The sequence below is a fragment of the Granulosicoccus sp. 3-233 genome (assembly GCF_052681095.1).
Genome location: NZ_JBQYLE010000011.1, coordinates 80,291 through 100,193 on the forward strand (window position 1 = coordinate 80,291; position 19,903 = coordinate 100,193).

The following is a 19,903-nucleotide window of genomic DNA, read 5'->3' on the forward strand; positions in this document are numbered from 1 at the left end:
CTGGCGCGTCATGGACAAGAGCACAGGCGGTCCGTCCACTAGCGAACCGCGACCGCATCGGGTGTGGCTGGAACCACCCCACCCTGTGTGCTTCGACGACTGGTTTTCGCCTTGCCGACCATCAACTGCATGATGGCGACAACGCTGAGCATGACGACGATCAGCACCGTGCTGTAGGCGATGGCAATGCCGTAGTCATTGTTCTCCACCCGGCCGATGATGTAGCTGGTTGCCATGTTGTGCTCGGCGCTCACCAGGAAAATCACCGCACTGATGGCCGTCATGGCACGCACGAAACTGAACACCAGAGCCGCCAGAATGGCCGGACGCATCAGCGGCAGGATGATCTGCCGAAAGGTGCGCCAGGTATTCGCACCCAGGGTCAGCGAGGCCTCATCCAGACTCTTGTCCAGCTGGGACATGGAGGCAATACCGGCCCGCACCCCGACCGGCATGTTGCGGAAGATGAAGCTGATCACCAGAATCACGCCGGTTCCGGTGAGCTCCAGAGGCGGCACATTGAACGCCAGAATGTAGGCCACCCCGATGACGGTTCCCGGAATGGCAAAGCTGAGCATGGTACCGAACTCGAAAGTACTCTTGCCCTTGAAGTTCTGTCGCACCAGCAGATAAGCCGTTACCAACCCCAGAGCCGCCGTCAGTGGCGCTGCCGTGGCCGCGATTCGCAAGGTGGTCCAGAAGGAATCCCAGGCAGAACCGCGCCAGTGAATGCCATGTTCGGTCATCGCCACGTCGAAGGCCGTGATGTAGTGCTTGAAGGTGAGGGTATGATCCAGACCCCACAGCTCCACGAAACCGCCGTAGACGATCATGCCGTAAACCACCAGCGTGAACGTGCCCCAGATCGCCACCAGCACATAGCAGGGATACAGCACACGCCGGGGCATCTGTGTCGGCACGCCACCATCGCCCTTGCCGGTACGTGTGGTGTAGGATTTCCTGCCCAACCAGCGACGCTGGGCGTAGAAGGCTGTGAGTGTGAATATCAGCAATACGATGGCCAGCACGGCAGCCTTGCCCTGATCATTCTGGGCGCCGACGATGGCAAAGAAGATCTCGGTGGACAGCACATCGAAATTACCGCCCAACACCAGTGGGTTGCCGAAGTCCGCCATGCTCTCGATGAACCCCAGCAGAAAGGCATTGGCAAGCCCGGGCCGCATCAGCGGCAGGGACACGGTGGTGAAGGTCTGCCAGCGGCTGGCACGCAGGGTCTGGGATGCCTCTTCCATGGAGGGAGACACCCCTTCCACGACGCCGATCAGCACCAGAAAGGCGATGGGCGTGAATGACAGCAGCTGTGCGATGAGAATACCCGGCATGCCATAGACCCAGCGACTGGGCTGCAGACCGAACAGATCAGCGACAAACTGCGTCACGGTACCGGACAGCCCGAACAGCAGAATGATGGCAAGACCGATGACGAAAGGCGGTGTGATGATGGGCAGCACGGTCAGGGGTCGCAACAGGTGCGCCTGTCGCAGGCCCGAACGAGTGGCCACCAGCGCGAACACCAGCCCCAGCAAGGTGGTCAGAGCCCCGACCAGCAAGGCCAGCGACAGCGAATTCCAGGCGACACCACAGCCCCGCGACGACACCAGACAATGCAGGCCCCAGATCTTGTCATCGAGGAATTTGGACAGAAAGACCACCAGGGAATACTGTCCCTGATCATCCTGCAGTGCACTGGCAAGCATCTGCAACACCGGCAGGAAGATGAACAGACCGACCATCGCGATCACGAGGCCAATGGAACCCACGACGAAGACATCGCCGTTGACCACGCCACGTGCCGCAATGCCGGTGGTCAGATAGAACAGGAAACAGGTGCCCAGCAGCATGGCACCATAACCGAATCCGAATTGCCGATCGTCCAGCTCACCCAGCAACGATGCCAGCAGCTCACTGTTCCATCCACGAATGCCGATGGCAAATCCCTGGGTCAACAGGTAGAACAGACCCAGGCCACCTGCCAGACACAGGACCTTGCTGAACAGAGGATCGCTCTTGTCGCGGAAGATCACCAGCACCGGCGCCAACAGAAGCAGCGGCAGCGGGCTCAACCAGAGCTTCTCGCCCTGCAGCAAAAGGAACGCGGCTGGTGCGTAGTCGGTGTCTGTCGGGTAACCATCGAAGAGCCACTCGAAGCTCCACAGCCCCTCTTCCAGCACATACCAGGGTAGCAGGCAGAAACCTGCCACCCCGACCATCAGCCACAGCAGAACAACACGATTCACGAATACCAGCCTCCGTTGAACTGCAACTCCGGACATTCAGGCATGAACGGATTACTGCGGCAGTACGGAGACCTCGTCGTCCCACTTCTTCAACAGACGTTTGCGCTCATCGGAAGAACCGTATTTGGAAAAGTCGTAATCGATCAGCGTCAGGCTATCCAGGTCGGGAGCCAGAGGCGAGCTTTCCGCGGCCTTGTTGGACATCACCTGAAATGCCTTGACTTCCAGCGATCGAGACTGCACGTCTGCCTGCAGAGCCCAGTCGTAGAATTTCTTCGCACTCTCCGGGTTACGTGCGCCCTTGATGATACTCATGCCTCCAATCTCGTAACCGGTGCCTTCACAGGGAGCCACCACCTTGATCGGAAAGCCCGAAGCGGCCTGAGCCACGGCGTCATGCATGAAGACAATGCCGATGGTGTTCTCGCCACGCGCTGCCGCCTTGATCGGTGCAGAACCGGACTTGGTGTATTGATTGATGTTGCTGTGCAAGCCCTTCATGAATTCGAACCCTTCCTCTTCACCGAACAACTGCACGATGGTGGCAAGCGTGGTGTAGGCCGTACCGGATGAATTCGGGTTGGCCATCTGCACATGTCCCTTGTACTCGGGCTTGAGAAGATCCTTCCAGCAGCCGGGTACCGGCAGTCCATTGGCTTCCAGCACTTCCTCGTTGTAGCCATAACCCAGGGCACCGGAATAGATGCCGATGGTGGCGTTGCCGCCGGACTCCGCCTGCTTGATGGCCCAATCGTACAGTTCACCGCGCATCGGAGACTCATAGGGCTCGGTGAGCCCTTCTTCGGCCGCTTGCAGATGCGGGTCACCGGTGCCACCCCACCAGATGTCACCCTTGGGGTTGTCGGCTTCGGCCTTGATCTGCGCCATGGTCTCACCCGAGGACTTGCGCGTCATGTTGACCTTGATGCCCGTGGCCTCCTCGAAGCCATTGGCCATCAGCTGACACCAGTCCTCTTGTGCACTGCAATAATAAGTCAGCTTGTCGGCAGCGTTTGCACTGCCGGACAGCGCGGCAATCAATGCAATCGTGGTACTTCCCAATGTGGTAAACGTGGCTTTCATGCGGTGTATTCCTCCAGTGGTACCGAACCCTTTTCAGGTGGTAGGCAACGCTTCGTTGTGGTGATGAAACGCTGTGCCTTCCCGCATCATGCCAGATCTGTCAGGCAGCCACCACATCCGAAGGAGACAGCGACGCCTCATCGCATGCCTGAGCCCCTGTCCCGATCACGATTGCTGACGCACGATGACCTCGACCCGCCGATTGCGCCGATGATCTTCGGCCTGATCGCCACTGTAGCGAAGCTCGGTTTCCCCACGCCCCTGAAACTGCAGTTCGGCAGTGCTGGCAGATTCTGCCTTCAGCAAGCCTGCCAATACATCGGCAACGACCTCTGCACGAGCGCGACTCAGATTCATGTTGTACGTTGCAGAGCCCCGTGAATCCGTGTGTCCGATCACCAGGACAGTATCATCCCTGTCGAGCTCCAGGCGGACCAGTGCCGCGGCCAGCTGCTCGATCGTGGCATGACTCTCGTCTGACAGCTCGGCGCTATCGAACTTGAACAGTACGGGAATGTTGAGTCGGGCTTCGCGAGGCTCCTGTTCCACCTTGCCGATCGCCTGTAGCTGCTGCGTACTCGGCTCCTCGCCAACCAGTGCCTCCGCCGAACGGAAGAACTCGACGCTCAGATCATTCGGGGACATCACCGGGTCTCCACTGTAATCCGACAGAAGGGCGAGCGTCTGGCCGACCGTTCCCGCACTCTCCACCGGTTCCAGCAGACGCGGATTGACACCGATTCCACGGCTGGCACGATCCTGCTGTATCTCGATGGAGCGCACCATGACATCGGCATCGGTCTGACTGATCGCATCGTCGATTCTGGCCTGCAGCTGTACCAGGCGCCGGGGAATGGGCAGGTCCAGGGCAGTAAAGGCAGCCACTGCCTCCTCTGTCGCCACCAGAGCCATCGCCAGCTCGCCACTGGCACGGTAGGCTTCCCCCAAACGCGCGTTGCCTATTGCCCTGCGCAGCAGCTGATCCGGCGTGACGGCGTTGCCGGCTCCAGGCTGGAAGTCGACAGCGTGTTCGAACGCATACACGGCGTCGAAGGGGTTCTCCAGCTGCATCTGCAACTGGCCCAATTCCAGCCAGACGGGGTAGGTGGAGCACTCATCAACCGAGCGTTTCAGCAACAGCAGTCGTACCGTGTCGTTGTCACTTGCAGCGGCCTTGCCTGCCAGATCCCGCGATATCAGCAGCGACTCTTCCGAACAGGCGGCATGCGCAAGCTGGCTGCCAATGATCAGTAACCAGGCGGCAAACACGACACGCAGGCCGAATGATCGGGCAACAGGACGGGCTCCGACGCGGCCGCTCATTGTGATGCTGGCAGCGGATTCGACCATCTGTTCTGAGTCTGTCTGTGGCATGTTCAACTTGATTTTCCGAGGTTCTACAGCTCGTGATGGCCCGGGTGCAACCAGCCTGCCAGACCCTGCCGGACAGCTTGGTTACGGTTCGGCGAATGATCCACAACGCAGCTTTGGCAGCGTCCGGGCCGAACACCGCCTTCAGGTCAGCAGTGCAGGCAACTCCAGGAAGGAATCGAGCACGGTGTCAGGCGCGTCCGCTGCATCCAGGCCGTCAATCGCCTGACCATGATTGTAACCGTAGCTCAGACCGACACAGTAGAATCCGGCTGCCGCTGCCGCCCTGAAATCGGAAATGGAGTCTCCGATGAGCAGACTGTGCTGCGGTTCGGCCGCACACAGGCGCGCGGCCACCAGCAAACCTTCCGGGTCGGGCTTCTTTGCACTGATGTCATCACCGCCAACCAGGTGCCTGAAGTAGTGCCGGATACCCAGTTGCTGCAACAGCGCGTTGGCAAATACCGAGTCCTTGTTGGTCACGACCACCAAAGGCACGGCCAGACTCGCCATCCAGTCCAGTCCTTTCAACACCCCCGGGTACAGACGGGAGTAGTGGCCAACCATGTTCCCGTACGCCTGCCGGAACGCTGCACTTGCACGCTCGAACAGCTCGGCGTCGGCATCGGCCTGCATGTCTGCCGTCAGAGCGCGGTGCACCAGCCGATCGATGCCATTGCCAACCCAGCCCAGCACCTCTGCCTCGGATGCCAGTGGCAGCGACAGGCCGGACTGCATGCGATTCACCGCCTGATGCAAGTCCTTGACCGAATCCACCAGAGTGCCATCCAGATCAATGGCAATCAGTTGCAGCGGTGCAGAGGTGCCCGGCACCCTGCCTCGAGTACGCTGCGGCAGGCGTCTTCCCTGCACGCGATCTGGGACACGCCCTGGCGGTCCTTCAATCCACATTGGCCAGCTCGGCCCGCATCGCATCGATCACCTGTCGATAATCCGGCTGATTGAAAATGGCACTGCCCGCCACGAAGGTATCGGCTCCGGCGGAGGCGACCTGCGCAATGTTGTCGACCTTGATACCACCATCCACCTCCAGACGGATATCACGACCACTGGCATCAATCAGCTTGCGCGTCTGTTCTATCTTGCGCAGCGTGTGATCGATGAAGCTCTGGCCACCAAAGCCCGGGTTGACACTCATCAGCAGGATGATGTCGAGCTTGTCGATGGTCCACTCCAGAATATCCAGAGGTACGGCCGGATTCAGTACCAGTCCGGCCTGACAGCCGGCATCACGTATCAGTTGCAACGTCCTGTCGACATGTCGTTCGGCATCCGGATGAAACGTGATCACATCGGCCCCTGCCTCGGCAAAAGCCAGGGCCAGACTATCCACCGGCTGCACCATCAGATGTACATCCAGGGGAATGGCCTTGCCATCGGCGCTGACACAATGCGGCTTGATGGCCGCGGCTACCGCCGGACCAATCGTCAGATTGGGGACATAGTGATTGTCCATGACATCGAAATGGATCCAGTCTGCACCTGCCGCAATGACCTGGTGAACCTCCTCCCCCAGCGCGGCGAAATCGGCTGACAGGATGGAGGGGGCAATTGTGTACATGGGACAATCCTCGGCAAGACAATGGCGCCTACTATATCGGACTTGACCCTCGACAGGAGCCGGCAGAGCCTCGAGCACTGACCCACGAACAGCCAGAACACAGTACTGCAACAGTGACTTCGGCGGACCTGCCGGCAATGACGCCCGTCGGCTTTGTCGTTACACTGACCGCACTATCACGCAGCATTCACCGGGACTTCATCCATGGCCAAGGCTATCCATTCCATGATCCGCGTGCTCGATGAGCAGCGATCCGTCGACTTCTATCAGCAGGCATTTGCGCTGTCCATCGCCGATCGACTGGACTTCGAGACCTTTACCCTGGTCTATCTGAGCAATGCGGAAAACAGTTTCGAACTGGAGCTGACCATCAACAAGGACACCACCGAGGCCTACGACCTGGGCAATGGTTATGGACATCTGGCTGTCTGTGTGGAGGATCTGGATGGCGAACACCAACGCTTCGAGCAGCTCGGATACGAGCCTCGCGACATCGTGGAGTTCGAACGTGACGGACAACTGTTCGCGCGTTTCTTCTTCGTCAAGGACCCCGATGGCTATTCCATAGAGGTACTGCAGAAACTCGGACGATTCCAATGATGATCAATTCAAGAACCAAAGTGGGCAAGTCGACACTGAACATTCCGGCGCTGTGTTTCGGCACCTCGGGGCTGGGCGACATGCCCGCGACCTATGGCTACAGTACGCCAGAGGAACGCGCCTTCGACACCATCAGACATATTCTCGACAGTGATTTTCCGTTTCTGGACAGCTCGCGCAATTACGGCGATGGCCGCAGCGAGGAACGCATCGGCAAGGTCATTGCCCAACTGGGAGGCCTGCCCGAAGGAGCCCTGTTATCCACCAAGCTGGATCGCGACATGCAGACCGGCAAGTTCGACGCGGCCCGAGCCCGGGAGTCTCTGGAACAGAGCCTGAAGGCGATGAACGTCGACCAGGTTGACCTGCTGCATCTGCACGATCCGGAACACGCAGCGTCTCTTGACGAGGTCTCCGCCAGTGACGGCCCCCTTGCCGAACTGATGAAGATGAAGGAAGAAGGACTGTGCAAGGCAGTGGGACTGGCCGCCGGCAAGGTCGACATCATGATGCCCCTGCTCCGGAACTGGGACTTCGATGCCTTGATCACCCATAACCGTTTTACCCTGGTCAATCGCAATGCCGAGGCCATGATCGAACTGGCACGTTCTCGCGATATCAGTGTGCTCAATGCCGCGCCCTATGCCGGCGGCGTGCTGGCCAAGGGTACGACCGAGCATCCGCGCTATGTCTACCAGGAAGCCAGTGACAGCATGCTGGACCCGGTGCGACACATCGAGACCCTGTGCGCCCGTCACGAGGTGCCGGTTGGTGCGGCTGCCCTGCAATTCTCGATGCGCGATCCGCGCATTGCCGCCACCATCTGCGGTGTGACGCGACCGGAACGTGTCGAGCAGACACTGGCCTGGGCCACCACGGAGATCCCGGAAGCCCTGTGGCAGGAACTCGATGCACTGACGCCCTCCAGCGATGACCCGGAGGCCAGCAGGGTGTATAAACCAGGTTAGCCCCGATGCAATCAGGGCTGCGCACGACACGCGACAACGACTCGACTCTGTCGTGTACAGCCCCGACCGGGCTTTCTCTGCGAGGAGCACGCACCCCATGATGGCAAGCCTGATCACTCCAACCATCCCGTTCGATGTCGACGGGGTCCATCACGGGTTTCTCAGGCTGCCCTTCAGTCGCGATGATTCTGCCTGGGGCAATGTAATGATCCCGATCAGTATCGTACGCAACGGAAACGGGCCGGTCGCACTGCTCACCGGCGCCAATCACGGTGATGAATACGAAGGGCCGATCGTGCTGCACGAGCTGGCTGCATCGCTCGACCCTGACAATATTCGCGGCACGGTCATCATCGTTCCCGCCTTCAACTACCCGGCCTTTCGTGCCGGCACCCGCACCTCACCCATCGACAAGGGCAACATGAACCGGCTGTTTCCGGGCAAGCCGGATGGCACGGTGTCCGAAAAGGTGGCCGACTACTTCCAGCGCACCCTGATACCGATGGCCGATGTGGTGCTGGATTTTCATTCCGGTGGCAAGACCCTGGATTTCCTGCCGTTCGCCTGTGCCCATGCACTGGATGATCCGCGACAGGAAGCTGCCTGCATGGCTGCCATGCAGGCCTTCAATGCGCCCTATTCCATGAAACTGCTGGAGATCGACAATGTCGGCATGTACGACACCGCCGTGGAAGAATCCGGCAAGGTATTCGTCTCCACAGAACTTGGCGGCGGTGGCACATCCACGGCGCGTTCCGTGGGTATCGCCAGAAAGGGGGTGCGTAACTTTCTGCAGCACGCCGGCATTCTCGATGGCGAACCGGTACTGCAGGACAGCGTGCAACTGGATATGCCCGACAGTGACTGCTATGTGTTCAGCGAACACGATGGCCTGCTGGAGCCCACGGTCGATCTGGGCGAGCGCGTCAACCGTGGCGACCTCATTGCCCGAGTCTGGTCAATCCAGCGTAACGGCCAGCCGCCGGTCGACTACCATGCCAGACGCAGTGGCATTCTGAGCGCTCGTCATTTTCCGGGGCTGGTGCAGACGGGAGATTGCGTGGCGGTCGTTGCCGTCGTGGTGGATGATCTGTTCCCAACGTGAATCGTATCGTCCCATGTCTCTGGACACCGGATGATGATGATGATGATGCGTTCCGCTCAGCTGTCTGATCGGGTATCAGCGATGCCGATTGACGATGTCACGCCGGCTCGTTTCTGGCAACGCGCCCGAGCTTGCGCTGGTACATGTCCTGGTCAGCTGCCTTGATCAGCGACTCCACGTCGTAACCGTCTTCGGGGCACAGGGCCAGTCCGATGGTGCCTCCCTGCGTCAGCTCCCATGCCGACTGCCCATCGAGCTCCGGCAATTCCAATGGCAACTTCAGGGCCACTTCGAACCGCTCTCGTGATTGCATGGCATCGTTTCTGCCGGACACTTCCTCGAGCAGCACCAGGAATTCATCGCCGCCATATCGTGCGGCCATGCCAGCCTGTTCAAGATTGTCATGCAGACGTCTGGCGAATTCGATCAACACCCGATCACCCACCTCATGCCCCCATCGATCATTGATGGCCTTGAAACCGTTCAGATCGACGAAAAGCACGGCAAAGGGATGGCTGTCACCACGTCGACGATGCTCGAGAATACGATCTTCGACTCGTCGCACGACGGCCTCGCGATTCGGAATGCCGGTCAGTCGATCCGTCAGCAGACGCTTCTGCATCGTGGCGATGGATCGAGCCAGTTCACCGATTTCGTCCTTCCGGTATGACGGCATGCTCAGGTCCATGATGCCGTCCCCCACTGATGTGGTTATCCGTGCCAGACGCCTCAAGTCTCGTGTGATCAGACTGAGCACGACAAAACCGATCAGCGCTATCAGGACACTGGCCAGCAGGCCCAGGAACACCGTGCGCTTGACATTGCGATTGACCTGAAACATGAAATCGCTTCTGGGCACGGCCACTGCGATGATCCAGTCCAGTCCCGCCGCATCCTGCAAACGGTAATAACCCGTCTGTACGATCTCACCGTCGGGTCCCTCGAAAGAACTGGTCAGAGGCCCCATCGTGTTGCCGGCATGCGCCGTCAGGTCGCGTACGGAGCGGTACGTGGCCGCAATCAGCGGATCGGTACTCTGCATGACATTGAGGCGGGTATTGTCATCCCCTACACCCTTGCGAATGTGAGGTCCACGGGACGTTGCCACCATGTTGCCATCGGGCTCGACGATGAATGCGAATCCATTGGCAGTCAGCGTCAGCCCCTTGAGAAACTCGTTCAGGAGTTGCAGTGACAGGTCCGTCGCCACAACGCCCTGGAATTCCCCGAGCGCATTGTTGACCCGGCGCGCACGGGTACTGACCAGCTGCAAGGTCTTGAAGTCGATGTAGATAGCCGTCCATGTCTGATTGCTGGTGCCCTGACCTGCCTTGTACCAGGGGCGTTCCCTGGGCTCGAATATCCGTTGCTCCAACACGGCCGGTCCCAGTTCGCCATTGATACGGGCATACTGGTGAATGGAACGTGGCGATTCACCGTCGGTGCGCAGGCGCAGTTCCGCTTCGGTCTCCGAGAAGCGGTAGATACCGAAGAACTGACCATGGCGATCACCATAGTAGGCATAATTGTTGGGATCGCGGTGGATGGAAGTGGCCAGCCAGAACCGTGTGCGTAGTTCATCCAGCTCGTCGGCGACTGACAGCGGAGCCGGTACATCGGGAGGAAACGCCGTTTCCAGCACGGCTTCCGAGCCCGCCACATGCTTGTCCACGGCCTGCGAGATTCGACTGACGGTTTCGTTCAGCACATGGTTGGACAGCGTATCCACGGCATCCCGACCCGCAGAATAGGACAGCAGGCCGATGACCGCCGCAGTGACGATGACCAGAACCACATAAGGCAGGGTCAGCATCTGTCGCAGGGAAGCGTCGGGGAGTCGTAACATGGTGGCCTTGATCAGCTGGACGAGTGGCGGTGCTCCAGACAGCATGTCATGTCAGAGCTGCTTCACCCCGTCAGCCAGGACACGCAATGTTCCATGGCATCGGGACGCGACGCATGACGTCGCCACGAGTATAGTTCGAATCCTGTAAAACGCCAGCCGCCCCCATGGACGCTCCAGCATTCGGGCAGCCGATTCTTCCGATACGTGACCGAACCGCCTGGCTTGCCATTGCAGGTACCGACAACCGGCCGGCAGCGAACTGACCCAGGCCTGTTCAGCTCTCGGCGTTGGCCGCCATCTGCCGTTCGATACGCTGACGTATGATGTCGTCTTCCACGCTGGACAACAATCTGTCACGCTTGTCTTCCCAGCCGGCTCGATCCAGCAGCAGTATGAGCGGCTGCAGCGCACTGGCCTTGAAGAACGGGTCGGTAATGCCACTGGCTGTCTTCATGCAGCTGTTGACGATGTGCTTGAACTGGCCGCGCTCGTAATCGTCGTCCAGTTGTTCCAGATAGAATTCGGCATAGTGACAGCGGGCCATGACCAGCTGCACTCGCTTGGCCTCCTCGATATTCGTCTCGGGTTCCACTCCCGGCATGTCCAGCAGTTCGCCATCCAGATCGGCCGCATCACTGGCCACCGGGTTGACCGCCGTTCGACTGCCAACGGCTGCCTGAGCCTTCAGAGCCGGGTTCGATGCCGCGGCTGGCGGCACTTCGCTCTGTGCCTGCAGCACATGCTCGAACTTCTGATACTGCTTCAGTTTACTGGCCAGCCAGATGATGGCGAACGCCTCGACAACCACGATGAAAATCAGTAAACCGTTACCCATAGCCCTATCCAGTATTGATCCTTGCCAAGCTGCGTCAGCAGACCGCCACAGTGTACGTCCATTGCAACCGAATCGCATCCCTGCGATGACGCTTCACCGGAAAAATGAGCGGTACACATGGCTCGAACAGCACTCTCGGGCAAAAATCGTACACCGATCCGGAATCACCTGCCCAGCTCTGTATCGCCAGGCAGGCTTCAGCCCGAGCATGAGGACGAGGCAGAGCCTCAGGCTTTCAGTCGTTCGTTCTGTGGAAACATGAAACGCAAGGCCTCGGCGTCCATTTCCTGCTTGAACTCGTGTTGCTGACTCAGTGCCAGTACCTTCTCGACAGCAGGACGTGCGTTGACGGCATCCAGTACGCGCTTGATATTCGGGTACTGTTCCCAGGGATTCTCGATCCCGAGTACATACGGCGCCATTCGAACCCAGCCCCACAGCGCCATGTCGACAATGCTGTAGTCCGCGCCCAGCATCCAGTCATGACTGGCCAGATGCTTGTCCAGTACCTCGTAGTGACGATGAGCTTCGAAGTCATAACGGTTCAGGGCGTAGTCCTTCGGCTCTGGAGCCGCATGCCGGAAGTGTACCGACTGCCCGGAAAATGGCCCCAGGCCACTGGCAATGAACATCAGCCAGGACAGCATCTGCCCACGGGTTGCATGATCGTCAGCAGGCGGCACGAACGAACCGGTCTTGTCGGCCAGATACAGGAGGATGGCATTGCTGTCGAATACGGTAGCTTCGCCATCTTCGATGACCGGAACCTTCGCATTGGGGTTGAGCGCCACGAATGCCTCGTTGAACTGATCTCCCTTGCGGGTATCAACGGGTATGGCTTCGAATTCCAGCCCACTTTCGAACAGAAAAAGGGCGACCTTCAAGGGGTTCGGAGCCGGGCTGTAGTGAAACTTGATCATGGTTGAACGCTATGGTCGATAAGAGAGGTAGTCGATGGACTGCGATGATACGCGATGGTTCCCGTCAGACGCTCGATATCGACAGACCGATGCGGTCAGCTGTCCGCTCGCAACGGACAGTTGACCGACTTGCCTTGCAGATCGGTCTATTTCTGCAGACGGTTTCCGCGATAGTCCATGTCCATGACGGACTGTCCGGCACTACGCTTGCGACCCGCCTGTTTGGCGGAAGGCATTGGCAGATCATTGACCGCCAACACATTGATGGCATAGGCCATGGCATCAGCCATCTCATCCAGCCCCTGATCATTGATGTTGTCGATGGTGTCACAGGCCGCGTGATAGCAGGCGTCATAAGCTTCACCGGCAACTCCGCCAAAGATACCCGCTTCCTCTTCCGTCTTCACACCTTCGGCGCCCGTGAACAGTCCGCCAGCCGGTATGCCGTACTGAATGAACGGACCATAGTCCGACCGACCGTCGAAGGCCGTCGGTGCCGTGGCCAGCCCCTGCTCCATGAAGTAGTCGTTGAATAACCACTCGATGAAGGCCGAGCCTTCCGGACCTGCTTCGGCGCTTGCTGATCCATCACCGTCGTAGACGAAGCGTACGTAGTTGGGTGAGCCAACCATGTCGAAGTTCAGATTGGCAACGATCTGCTCGAACTCAGCATCGGACACGGTATTCACGTAGTACTCGGAACCAAGCAGGCCTGCCTCTTCGGCTCCCCACCAGGCAAACCGGACGCGATTTCTGACGCCGGTGTCCTCGTTATCCAGAAAGCCCAGCGCGCTCATCTGCAAGGCCACTTCCAGCAGCACAGCCGAACCACTGCCATTGTCGTTGATACCCGGTCCCTCATCGACCGAATCCAGGTGACCTCCCACTACCACGGTCTCGTCAGGATTGCCGATGGGTGTATCGGCAAGTACATTGGCACTGATGCGTTCTTCGGTCAGGGCATCGACCATGACGCGCGCCGTGGCCTCGCCACCTGCCAGTTCGGTGCCAACGACATAGGAGGTACCGACAACCGGAATGGAGACGCCCGGCCCGCCCAGTGTTGCCGACAAGGCGGCTGTTCTACCCGGCTGACCTTCGTTGAAAATGATGACCGCACTGGCACCTGCCTCTTCTGCATTGGCCGCCTTCAGAAAGAAAGAGCACGCGCCACGCTGCAGCAGAGCAATGTTGCCGGCCGTGAATTGCGCAAAGTCCTCTGCCTCGCAGCCACTGGTCGAGGTATTGGCATCGGCCGCTGCCGGTATCAGCAAGTCCACACCTTCCACCGTGGCGGTGACGTCCCCGGACCCCGAATAGGTGGCTTCGGCAAAACCCTCCTCATCATCAAGCACGTAATCCATCGGCACGGGTGACACCTGAGCGAATTCGGCCGGTGAATTGTTCTCGAACACCAGATAGGGAAACAACTGGACATCGACCTCATAGCCCGCCAGCGCCATCAAGCGTCCGACATAGGCCACCGAATCGAAATAGCCATCAGACGACGCTTCCCGCGTGCCGCCATTGTCGTCGGCAATCTGCTGGAAAACTTCCAGGTGCGACCTGACACCTTCCAGTGTCACAGCCTCGTTCAATGCCGAAGTATCCACCCCGACGCCGGCCAGAGCCGGAGCGCCGCACATCACGGCCAGCGCCGTTCCACATGAGAGATGCCGGGCGGTGTTTACCATGGAAGAAAGGTCACGTGTCGTCATCGTTACTCCTTTTGATGGGGGTTACTTGAACCTCATCGTAAACTTTTGTGACTCACTTCATGGTTACATTGAGGACTAAATAGACACCCACTTATGAACAACAATCACAGCCCGCTGCTCCCTGATGGACAATAGCCAAGCGATCAGCCAATTGCCGAACGCTATACCCTGCGAAGCTCCACCACCAGACGCTCGAGTGCATCGTCAAGCAACTCGACCGGCTGTGCATAGCACAAGCGCAAGTAGCCTTCACCAGCAGTGCCGAAAGCGATGCCGGGGGCCAGCCCCACGCGTGCCGTATGCAACAGTGATCTGGCAAACTCCAGACTGTCTCGCATGCCGTTCACGGCAAAGAAGCAATAGAAGGCGCCATCGGGCTGCACGAAGCGCACCCCGGGCAGACTATTCAAGGCGTCCTCCACCCTTTCATAACCCGCCTGCAAGCGCTGTCTGAGCAGAGCAACTTCCGGTTCACCGGCGATGATCATGCGCTCACCAGCGTGCTGGATGAAGCCCGGTGGCCCGGCAATATTGAATTCCGTCAGCATGGCAAAGGTCGATTCGAGTTCGGCAGGCGCCGTGATCCAACCCAGTCGCCAGCCGGTCATGGACCAGGTCTTGGAGAAACTGTTGACCGACACCAGTCGATCCTCCGGTGTTGCCAATGCCAGCCACCCTGGCGCGACATCGCCATGGCGGTACAGGCGCGAGTAGACGTCATCTGCCACGATCCAGGTACCTGTTCGCCGACAGTGTTCGAGAAGCGCCTTCTGATCCTCTGCCGGCATGACCCAGCCGGTCGGGTTTGACGGTGAATTGATGATCACCACCTTGACGGCAGACGTGACGGCATCAATCAGGCGGTTCATGTCCAGCGACCACCTGTCATCAACCACCTCCAGTGCCAATCGTTTCATGGACGCACCGGCGATCTGGAAACACTCGGCCATGTTCGGCCAGGCCGGATCGATACAAACCACTTCATCGCCCGGGTCGATCAATGCCTGAGCAGTCAGGGCAAGCCCTTGCATGCCGGATGCTGTCACCGTGATTCTCGTCCGTTCGAAGGTCTGACCATGGCATCGGGCCAGATACTGACACAGGGCATCCCTGAGACTGCTCTTGCCACTATTGGGCTGGTAGAAGTGATCGCCCTGCTGCAACGCACTGACCGCAGCTTCCACCGCCATGGTGCTGCTGGGCCAGGCACTTTCGCCGAACCATAGGGGCGTGACACCAGGCAATGTCATGCCCAGTTCGGACACGGCCCTGATCTGGCTCGGCGCCAGTCTGGCAGCGCGTGCACTACTGAATGGTGTGCTTGTCATGGTCGAAGCCGTACTTGTCGAGGGCGCTAGAATGCCCGCGAACCAGATCTCTGACAAGCAACTCCGAATCGATCATGTCGCACCGGGTCAGGACTCGCATCAGGACTCGCATCAGGACTCGCATCAGGTCATGCGTCAGGTCATCCGTCAGGTCATCCGTCAGGTCATCCGTCAGGTCATCCGTCAGGTCATCCGTCAGGTCAGCATGCGGTACACCAGCAGCGCCAGGGCCCCCAGCAGCAGGACGTGGATCAGCCCCCCCACGGTGAACTTGACGACTACGGCTACCAGCCATACCAGCATCAATATGACGATCAGTGTCCACAACATGGCATTACTCCGAGGCTCGTTCAAAAACAACGATGGTTGCACGAGTCAGCCACAGGAACCCGGAGCTTGTAATTTGGCACCTGCCGCGATCAATCCGGAACCCTGGCGACACTTGCATTGGCGTTGTTACAACGAGCCATGCACGACGCACTGCTGTCGGATACTCAACCTCGATGAGACATGAAACCACGACTAAAAATCGCTGTTCCGGTTCGCGTCTTCGTGTCTCATCGAGGTCAATACCACGCCGATCTCCCATCGGCCTTACCACACCTGGAGTCAATGTCATGAGTCAACAATCGGACAAACCTGTAGAAGGCGATACCTATCATTGCGAAGAGTGCGAAATGAGCCTCCTGATCACGACCAGTTGCAACTGCGACACCGACGACGGCGCATTCTTTACATGCTGCGGTCAGCAGATGAAGAAATCTCCGAAAAAGAGCTGAAGGTCCGCTTCACGCTCACGGCAATGGCCAGTCTGCCACTGACAGGTTCGACAGCGACAGCTCGGCATAATCATTCACCATGGATTGCAAGGCCCGTTTTCTCGAAGCGCCGCCGCAACGGTAACGTCTGACGGATTCTGTCTGCCAGTTGGCACCGGTGCGGCGGGCGGTGATGCGTCGTTCGATGCAATTCATGTAGCGCCGGCGGTCCTCGTCCGCCACCCCTGCAGTTTCGAGCCCTCTATCTGCGGTGGGCAACAGCTCCCGGACAATATCAATCAGCGGATATGACTCCAGGCGTCGTGTGGTCCGCGATGGCCACAGCAGACTCGCCTCCAGACCATCGCGCGCTGCCTGCTGCAGGTTTCTCTCGAGAGAGGCATAGGGAATGGCGTGCAGCAGGGTTTCGATATTGTCCATGAACCCTTCTGCCAGGCCCAGCGCAAAGGCGGTGTTCGCCAGCATGTCGATCGCGCTTGGACCCGCCGGTAGTGCGCGCAGCTCGACACGCACATGCCCCTGTTCCTGCGAGTCATACACAGCGCGGTTCCAGGGCCAGGTCGTACCCATTTGCAAGGCCAGCTCTTCGAGATCTGGCACCTGCCCTGCAGCCAACGCTGCCAGCGGCTCTTCGTCCGAACAGACGGGCAGCAGTGGTTCGAACAGGTGAACGGACTCGGCGAACAATTCCAGGGCGCTCCTTCGCAGCCAGCCGTGGCCGAAATTCACGCGCGCCGGCAGTCCAAGCCTGCGCCGGCGTCGACTGCGACCGTCGATCGATTGACGGAACAGCTCGATCCGCGTCTCCTGCCATATTTCACGCCCGAGTACATAGGGCGAATTGACCGCCAGCCCCAGCACCAGCGGGGTGACCAGCTGGATGGCATTGTAGAGATCGACAAAACGATCGGGATGAGCGCGGTAGTGCACCTGCAATGAGGTGTTGGCGCCTTCCGGTGTCACACTGTCGGTACCGAAGGCTACCCGCTCGCTACCGCGCAGCCGAATGCGAAATTTCTCGCCTCTGCGTGTCCTCAACTCCCTGCTCAGCGCCTGATAGCGCTTGTCCGGCGTCATCATCTCCTGGGTGAGATCACGCGGTCTCAGTGTTGGCAGAATTCCTATCGGCACGACCCTTGCCCCCTGTGATTCGGCCAGGGCATTCAAGGAGGTGAGAATTTCTACCATCTCGTCCTCGATTCGTCTCAGGGAGGCTCCCCGCATGGGACCAGGACTGAGATTCGCCTCGAGATTGTATTGATTGATCTCCAGGGTCAGCCGATCATCATCGGCAGTATCGACAAGACGCTTGCTGATCGGCAGCGGCTTGCCACGTTCATCGATGATGTACAGCTCCAGCTCCGCGCCAATGGAAGGCTCACCCTGGCCGAAGTCGGGAGTGGCCAGCATCTTTTCCAGGGCAAGAAGGCTCTCGTCCAACCGGGTATTGAACTGTTGTATGTCATCCCGGGTGAAACGGGTACTGTCAATGCTCTTGCCCATGCGCTGCTGCTCGAAGGTCTCGGACTGACTGCCGACCGGCCCCATATTCTCACACCGGAATGGTCATCAAGCAGAGTTTGCAAACAGAGCAGGCATTGCGCTGCCACCCGTCGAAGAGCGATCGACTCGGTACAAGCTACATGGACTTGCGCCCACTATTGCCCTGCCGCAGGATGTTGGCCAGCTTTTCCGGCCTATTCTTGGCGATCTTCACATAGGCATCCAGCGTCACATCCCAGTTGGCACCGCCGTGCTCACGCAATCGAGCCAGAGCCACCAGCAACAGTTTTGCCGCTGCCCGCACCTCCTTGTCATCACCCCCCTCATAATGCCTGCACAGATCGAGATAGAGTGCATCCACTCGCTCGGTTGGACTCAATCTCCTGCTGGAAGAGATTCCCATTTCATTTCCCCGGTATCGAACTGCTGCGCAAATAGCGCTCGTTGACATGGTTCTGGATCAGATCGGCAAGTTCGCCATGGAATGAACGCAGCCAGAACCTCGGCTCCAGAAAACTGCGCCGACGCGAGCGCACCTTTTCAGTCACCTCGAACCATGTCGGTGCCAGCCGATGATCGATGACCAACGGAGCCTGACTGGCTTTTCCCAGAACATAGTTGGCCAGTATCACCCCGGTTCGATGGTTTCCCTCAAGAAACAACTGTGGCGGCCCGATCGTGTGCAGATAGACTCCCGCCGCCAGGTCCCAGACCACCTGATCACGACTTCTGGAATACCAGTCGAGCAAATCACCAATACCCGAACCGGTAACGCCGTAGAAATGCCTTTCGCTGGCCTTCAAGGCCTTGCAGTAATCGGGATTGCCCGAGTTCTCCATACCGAAGAGGACGCAGTGGTTGACCGCCAGTACACTGCGTGATTGCCCCATGGACAACAGGGGCAGGCCTTCCGTGAGATGGTGATCGATCATGCTGTATGCCTGCACGATCTGGTTGACGGAATCCCTGTCCAGCGCCTGATGATGATTATCCAGGCGCCGATTGACCTGCCCCATGTGACGGCGAAGACCGTGCAGGGCCTCGGCTATCGCCCCCAGATCGAAGCGGTCACCAGTCACGCAGTTGGATGTGATCGCCATTGCAGTATCCGGCTCCATGCCCATGAAAGACTGACTCCTGAAAAGGACCCGCAGCGATCAGGAAGAGCGGTTCGAAGTGTTCAACTGAACTCGCCGGCGACGTATTGCCGGGTCAATTGCTCACGCGGATGGTTGAAGATCTGATCCGTATCGCCCATCTCTACCAGATAACCGGTTCTGCCACCTGCCGACATGTCGACCCCGAAGAACGCCGTCTTGTCCGCAACCCGTGTCGCCTGTTGCATATTGTGCGTTACCAGTGCCACGGCGTAATTCTCCTTCAATTCGAGCATCAGCTCTTCCACCTGGCGAGTTGCAATGGGGTCCAGAGCAGAACAGGGCTCATCCATCAACAGCACTTCCGGCTCGGTGGCAATGGCACGCGCAATGCACAGCCGCTGTTGCTGTCCACCGGACAACGACAGGCCACTGTTCTTCAACTTGCCCTTGACCTCGTCCCACAAGGCAGCACCCCGCAGGGCCTTTTCGACCTTTTCGTGAGTATCACCCTTGAAACGATTGAGCTTCAGTCCGAAGGCAACATTGTCGAAGATGCTCATGGAAAACGGGTTCGGCTGCTGAAAGACCATACCGATGTAGCGCCGTACCACGACTGGATCAACGTCCCGTGCATAGATATCCTTGCCATGATAGGACACCTGCCCATCGAAACGGAAGGCATCGATCAGATCATTCATGCGATTCAGGCTTCGCAGCACGGTACTTTTGCCACAGCCCGAAGGACCGATGAAACCGGTAATCTGCTTGCGGGCAATGGGCACATCGCTGTCGCGAACTGCCAGGAAGTCTCCGTAGTGTATCTTGCGAACCTTGCAGTCCAGAACAACATCGTCAGTGGCTGTCTTTGTCACAGGTGCGGTTTCTTGAATGGTGACCCTTTTGGGGG

General features: G+C 58.8%; 19 protein-coding genes. 4 read left to right on the forward strand and 15 right to left on the reverse strand.

The window, feature by feature from the left end:
* Window positions 1-38: 38 nt before the first annotated feature.
* From ACUNV4_RS23820 to rpe, 5 genes are all read right to left on the reverse strand, one after another.
* Window positions 39-2,258 (reverse strand): ABC transporter permease, encoded by a 2,220-nt coding sequence (locus ACUNV4_RS23820; RefSeq protein WP_430881140.1) that lies wholly within the window; start codon window positions 2,256-2,258, stop codon window positions 39-41.
* A 51-nt stretch (window positions 2,259-2,309) separates the two neighbouring features.
* Complete coding sequence (locus ACUNV4_RS23825; protein ID WP_430881141.1) at window positions 2,310-3,341, reverse strand: ABC transporter substrate-binding protein; 1,032 nt, start codon at window positions 3,339-3,341, stop codon at window positions 2,310-2,312.
* Window positions 3,342-3,506: 165 nt separating this feature from the next.
* Window positions 3,507-4,715 carry an OmpA family protein gene (locus ACUNV4_RS23830; protein ID WP_430881142.1) on the reverse strand — a complete coding sequence of 403 codons (1,209 nt, stop codon included), beginning with the start codon at window positions 4,713-4,715 and terminating at the stop codon, window positions 3,507-3,509.
* Window positions 4,716-4,856: 141 nt separating this feature from the next.
* Window positions 4,857-5,585, reverse strand: a complete 729-nt coding sequence (locus ACUNV4_RS23835) for a phosphoglycolate phosphatase (protein WP_430881143.1) — start codon at window positions 5,583-5,585, stop codon at window positions 4,857-4,859.
* Between the two features lie 28 nt (window positions 5,586-5,613).
* Complete coding sequence (gene rpe, locus ACUNV4_RS23840) at window positions 5,614-6,294, reverse strand: ribulose-phosphate 3-epimerase (RefSeq protein ID WP_430881144.1); 681 nt, start codon at window positions 6,292-6,294, stop codon at window positions 5,614-5,616.
* A 204-nt stretch (window positions 6,295-6,498) separates the two neighbouring features.
* On the opposite strand from rpe, the gene ACUNV4_RS23845 reads away from it, so the two are divergent.
* From ACUNV4_RS23845 to doeB, 3 genes are all read left to right on the forward strand, one after another.
* On the forward strand, window positions 6,499-6,894 hold the full coding sequence (locus ACUNV4_RS23845; protein ID WP_430881145.1) for a VOC family protein: 396 nt from the start codon (window positions 6,499-6,501) through the stop codon (window positions 6,892-6,894).
* On the forward strand, window positions 6,894-7,862 hold the full coding sequence (locus ACUNV4_RS23850; RefSeq protein ID WP_430881146.1) for an aldo/keto reductase: 969 nt from the start codon (window positions 6,894-6,896) through the stop codon (window positions 7,860-7,862). The genes ACUNV4_RS23845 and ACUNV4_RS23850 overlap by 1 nt, the downstream gene beginning before the upstream one ends.
* A gap of 97 nt (window positions 7,863-7,959) precedes the next feature.
* Complete coding sequence (doeB, locus tag ACUNV4_RS23855) at window positions 7,960-8,967, forward strand: N(2)-acetyl-L-2,4-diaminobutanoate deacetylase DoeB (protein ID WP_430881147.1); 1,008 nt, start codon at window positions 7,960-7,962, stop codon at window positions 8,965-8,967.
* Window positions 8,968-9,064: 97 nt separating this feature from the next.
* On the opposite strand, the gene ACUNV4_RS23860 is transcribed toward doeB, so the two are convergent.
* The 6 genes from ACUNV4_RS23860 to ACUNV4_RS23885 all read right to left on the reverse strand — a co-directional run bounded on the left by ACUNV4_RS23860 (window position 9,065) and on the right by ACUNV4_RS23885 (window position 15,944).
* Window positions 9,065-10,858, reverse strand: coding sequence for a sensor domain-containing diguanylate cyclase (locus tag ACUNV4_RS23860; protein WP_430881148.1), 1,794 nt, complete (start codon window positions 10,856-10,858; stop codon window positions 9,065-9,067).
* 229 nt (window positions 10,859-11,087) lie between these two features.
* A complete protein-coding gene (locus tag ACUNV4_RS23865; protein ID WP_430881149.1) occupies window positions 11,088-11,648 on the reverse strand; it encodes a hypothetical protein in 561 nt (186 codons plus the stop codon).
* Between the two features lie 227 nt (window positions 11,649-11,875).
* Window positions 11,876-12,568 carry a glutathione S-transferase family protein gene (locus ACUNV4_RS23870; protein ID WP_430881150.1) on the reverse strand — a complete coding sequence of 231 codons (693 nt, stop codon included), beginning with the start codon at window positions 12,566-12,568 and terminating at the stop codon, window positions 11,876-11,878.
* A 146-nt stretch (window positions 12,569-12,714) separates the two neighbouring features.
* Window positions 12,715-14,286 (reverse strand): M28 family peptidase, encoded by a 1,572-nt coding sequence (locus ACUNV4_RS23875; RefSeq protein WP_430881151.1) that lies wholly within the window; start codon window positions 14,284-14,286, stop codon window positions 12,715-12,717.
* A 161-nt stretch (window positions 14,287-14,447) separates the two neighbouring features.
* Window positions 14,448-15,614, reverse strand: coding sequence for a pyridoxal phosphate-dependent aminotransferase (locus ACUNV4_RS23880; protein WP_430881152.1), 1,167 nt, complete (start codon window positions 15,612-15,614; stop codon window positions 14,448-14,450).
* A gap of 195 nt (window positions 15,615-15,809) precedes the next feature.
* Window positions 15,810-15,944: a lmo0937 family membrane protein gene (locus tag ACUNV4_RS23885; RefSeq protein WP_430881153.1), complete on the reverse strand. Its 135-nt coding sequence runs from the start codon at window positions 15,942-15,944 to the stop codon at window positions 15,810-15,812.
* 287 nt (window positions 15,945-16,231) lie between these two features.
* Here ACUNV4_RS23885 and ACUNV4_RS23890 point away from each other — a divergent pair, with 287 nt between their 5' ends.
* Window positions 16,232-16,393, forward strand: coding sequence for a hypothetical protein (locus tag ACUNV4_RS23890; protein WP_430881154.1), 162 nt, complete (start codon window positions 16,232-16,234; stop codon window positions 16,391-16,393).
* Window positions 16,394-16,408: 15 nt separating this feature from the next.
* Here the strand turns inward: ACUNV4_RS23890 and ACUNV4_RS23895 are convergent, their stop codons facing one another.
* The 4 genes from ACUNV4_RS23895 to pstB all read right to left on the reverse strand — a co-directional run bounded on the left by ACUNV4_RS23895 (window position 16,409) and on the right by pstB (window position 19,868).
* Window positions 16,409-17,941, reverse strand: a complete 1,533-nt coding sequence (locus ACUNV4_RS23895; RefSeq protein ID WP_430881155.1) for a glutamate-cysteine ligase family protein — start codon at window positions 17,939-17,941, stop codon at window positions 16,409-16,411.
* Between the two features lie 91 nt (window positions 17,942-18,032).
* Window positions 18,033-18,299 carry a hypothetical protein gene (locus ACUNV4_RS23900; RefSeq protein ID WP_430881156.1) on the reverse strand — a complete coding sequence of 89 codons (267 nt, stop codon included), beginning with the start codon at window positions 18,297-18,299 and terminating at the stop codon, window positions 18,033-18,035.
* A gap of 1 nt (window position 18,300) precedes the next feature.
* Window positions 18,301-18,996 carry a hypothetical protein gene (locus ACUNV4_RS23905; protein WP_430881157.1) on the reverse strand — a complete coding sequence of 232 codons (696 nt, stop codon included), beginning with the start codon at window positions 18,994-18,996 and terminating at the stop codon, window positions 18,301-18,303.
* Between the two features lie 80 nt (window positions 18,997-19,076).
* On the reverse strand, window positions 19,077-19,868 hold the full coding sequence (gene pstB, locus ACUNV4_RS23910; RefSeq protein WP_430881158.1) for a phosphate ABC transporter ATP-binding protein PstB: 792 nt from the start codon (window positions 19,866-19,868) through the stop codon (window positions 19,077-19,079).
* Window positions 19,869-19,903: the final 35 nt, after the last annotated feature.

Coding starts and splice junctions, on each gene's coding strand:
- ACUNV4_RS23860 (WP_430881148.1), bottom strand. CDS start 10,858: ATGCTGTCTGGAGCACCGCCACTCGTCCAGCTGATCAAGGCCACCATG.
- ACUNV4_RS23865 (WP_430881149.1), bottom strand. CDS start 11,648: ATGGGTAACGGTTTACTGATTTTCATCGTGGTTGTCGAGGCGTTCGCC.
- ACUNV4_RS23905 (WP_430881157.1), bottom strand. CDS start 18,996: ATGGCGATCACATCCAACTGCGTGACTGGTGACCGCTTCGATCTGGGG.
- rpe (WP_430881144.1), bottom strand. CDS start 6,294: ATGTACACAATTGCCCCCTCCATCCTGTCAGCCGATTTCGCCGCGCTG.
- ACUNV4_RS23825 (WP_430881141.1), bottom strand. CDS start 3,341: ATGAAAGCCACGTTTACCACATTGGGAAGTACCACGATTGCATTGATT.
- ACUNV4_RS23890 (WP_430881154.1), top strand. CDS start 16,232: ATGAGTCAACAATCGGACAAACCTGTAGAAGGCGATACCTATCATTGC.
- ACUNV4_RS23885 (WP_430881153.1), bottom strand. CDS start 15,944: ATGTTGTGGACACTGATCGTCATATTGATGCTGGTATGGCTGGTAGCC.
- ACUNV4_RS23895 (WP_430881155.1), bottom strand. CDS start 17,941: ATGGGGCCGGTCGGCAGTCAGTCCGAGACCTTCGAGCAGCAGCGCATG.
- ACUNV4_RS23880 (WP_430881152.1), bottom strand. CDS start 15,614: ATGACAAGCACACCATTCAGTAGTGCACGCGCTGCCAGACTGGCGCCG.
- ACUNV4_RS23900 (WP_430881156.1), bottom strand. CDS start 18,299: ATGGGAATCTCTTCCAGCAGGAGATTGAGTCCAACCGAGCGAGTGGAT.
- ACUNV4_RS23850 (WP_430881146.1), top strand. CDS start 6,894: ATGATCAATTCAAGAACCAAAGTGGGCAAGTCGACACTGAACATTCCG.
- ACUNV4_RS23830 (WP_430881142.1), bottom strand. CDS start 4,715: ATGCCACAGACAGACTCAGAACAGATGGTCGAATCCGCTGCCAGCATC.
- ACUNV4_RS23870 (WP_430881150.1), bottom strand. CDS start 12,568: ATGATCAAGTTTCACTACAGCCCGGCTCCGAACCCCTTGAAGGTCGCC.
- ACUNV4_RS23875 (WP_430881151.1), bottom strand. CDS start 14,286: ATGACGACACGTGACCTTTCTTCCATGGTAAACACCGCCCGGCATCTC.
- ACUNV4_RS23845 (WP_430881145.1), top strand. CDS start 6,499: ATGGCCAAGGCTATCCATTCCATGATCCGCGTGCTCGATGAGCAGCGA.
- doeB (WP_430881147.1), top strand. CDS start 7,960: ATGATGGCAAGCCTGATCACTCCAACCATCCCGTTCGATGTCGACGGG.